Origin of the sequence: Phytobacter sp. V69, from assembly GCF_965644215.1 — a bacterium.
In the GTDB taxonomy this organism is placed as follows: Bacteria; Pseudomonadota; Gammaproteobacteria; order Enterobacterales; family Enterobacteriaceae; genus Phytobacter.
Genome location: NZ_CBFFRL010000391.1, coordinates 1 through 1,948, shown reverse-complemented (window position 1 = coordinate 1,948; position 1,948 = coordinate 1). Strand labels below are relative to the sequence as shown.

The following is a 1,948-nucleotide window of genomic DNA, read 5'->3' as shown; positions in this document are numbered from 1 at the left end:
AAACGTGTGTTTTTAGTCATCCTGTTTACCTCTCTCTCAAAGAGTTTAGTCTCCAGGATTCCCGGGGCGGTTCAGTACTGCCGGGGCACCAGGCCCGTTGAGGCAGCAAAATCGCGGCTGCAGTCATACTGTTTTCCATCACCCAGTTGAGTTGAGAGTAGGCTTGCGGTCAAAGGACCGATACAGTGGATCGAAAGCAATCACTGGCCTGCACTATCTTCGTCCAGTGATATCTGCGACTGTCATAAAATAGTTAACGGGGCAATAACCATAAACTTCACGTCGCGCTCATCCTGGAAGATGTTGCCGTAACCGCCGCTCCAGCTTGGAATATCTGAGTGGTTGTCGTACTGAGTGAAGTGGAGTTTGAACAGCGTTCCTTTCGCCCGGCCGTCCTGCACGGTGTACATGGCATCGAGGCTGTAGGCCGACTCTTCCAGACGTTTGTCCGCGTTGTAGTACGCATCGGGCGTTGCCATTTTGCCCGGTTTCGCATCCCACGCGTAAACGTAAGACGCACCAAACGCCCAGCCCGGCATATTCCAGTTTTTCATGTCGTACATTGCGCCGAAGAACACGGCTTTTTCGCCGTTGGCGTTGAAGTCTGAGCGGTTATCCCACCACACGTCCAGGCGACCGTTAGAGGATGCGTAGGTTGGAGTCATACGCTGCAGGAAGTAGCCCTGCTGACCTTCAGCCTTCACCCAGGTGCCTTCCAGACGCAGGTCCAGCACGTCGGCAACCTTGTAGCCAAAGGTTAGCGCCTGCAGCCAGGCGGTGCCGTCATAAATATCGTTCGCGCCGCCGTTGCTGACCTTATCGCGGGTACCGTAGAACTGATAGCTGGTGCTTAACGGAGCGCCGGCGACGTCAAATTTATAGCTGGCCTTAGCAAAATACTGGTCGATATAGCCTTGAGCCTGGCCAAACGCGGCTTCCAGCATGAAGTCATTTTTAAAATCATATTTGGCGCCCAGAGAGTGCAGAAAATCGACTTTCGTCTTCTTATCGTTCTGGTAGAACTCATCCATCTCAATGTGCCACGGCGCTTTGTATTCGTTCGTCCACATGTAGGAGAAACTCAGCGCGCCAGAGTCGCCGTAATCAAAGTTGGCTCCGGCTTCGGCACCTTGATAAGTGCCCGGCATAAAGCTCCAGTGTGGAGCCAGCAGCGTTTGTCCGGTTGGCAGAATATAGCCAGCTCGCGCCCACGTCGGGCCATACTTAAATTTTGCCGCCGCTTTATAGAGGCTAATCCCGCTCTTGTCGCCGGAGTAATCTTCGTCGTAGGCTTTATTTCTTGAGGAGAAGGCAATTTCGTTCGGGTGACCGCTTTCGCTGCTTTCCGCCATTTCAATTGCGGTAAAGGCAGCCACGTCAATACCAAACATATCGGCAGCATAGCCGGACTGGAAATCCAAGTTGGCGTTCCAGGTTGAATGTGAAAGGTTGGTTTTGTACTTATCGCCGTCGGTGACGTCTTTACGGTCGCGCTCACGCTGCCAGTAATAGATACCGCCGGTTAACGTGGAATCATCAATAAAACCTGCTGCGCTGGCCTGTGGAACAACGATCCAGCTCGACATCGTGGTGACGACAGCAATAGCCAGTACCAGCGCGCTACTTTTGCAACTAAATGTATACATCTGAGGATCCTCTATTAGTTACTATGAAGTAAGTATCCTCCGGCAGAGCCGGAGGCTTTAGGCTGAGCGCCTCAAAGGCGCCGACAAACCATGAGCCGCCTAAGGCGGCTGCTATACGTTCAGTTTCATTTGATCGTATCGTTCGTCTTCTCTCTCCTGGTTGCGTATGTATGCCCTGACCGTGGCTTCATCCAAACCAACTGTTGAAACGAAATAACCTCGTGCCCAGAAAACTTCACCGGTGAAGTTTTTACCTCTGCCGAAGTGCCGTGCTATCGCTATCGCGCTTTTTCCCTTCAGAT

The 1,948-nt window shown here is 52.3% G+C and carries 2 protein-coding genes and 1 pseudogene; all 3 read right to left on the bottom strand.

The window, feature by feature from the left end; translation table 11 throughout:
* Positions 1-74 precede the first annotated feature (74 nt).
* Positions 75-200: pseudogene (locus ACSZPU_RS25425) on the bottom strand (transposase); the annotation flags it as partial.
* Positions 201-242: 42 nt separating this feature from the next.
* Positions 243-1,646: a chitoporin ChiP gene (gene chiP / locus ACSZPU_RS25420; protein ID WP_437891856.1), complete on the bottom strand. Its 1,404-nt coding sequence runs from the start codon at positions 1,644-1,646 to the stop codon at positions 243-245.
* Positions 1,647-1,757: 111 nt separating this feature from the next.
* Positions 1,758-1,948, bottom strand: a 191-nt coding sequence (locus tag ACSZPU_RS25415; RefSeq protein ID WP_499004375.1) for a transposase, incomplete at its 5' end; no start/stop codon positions are given.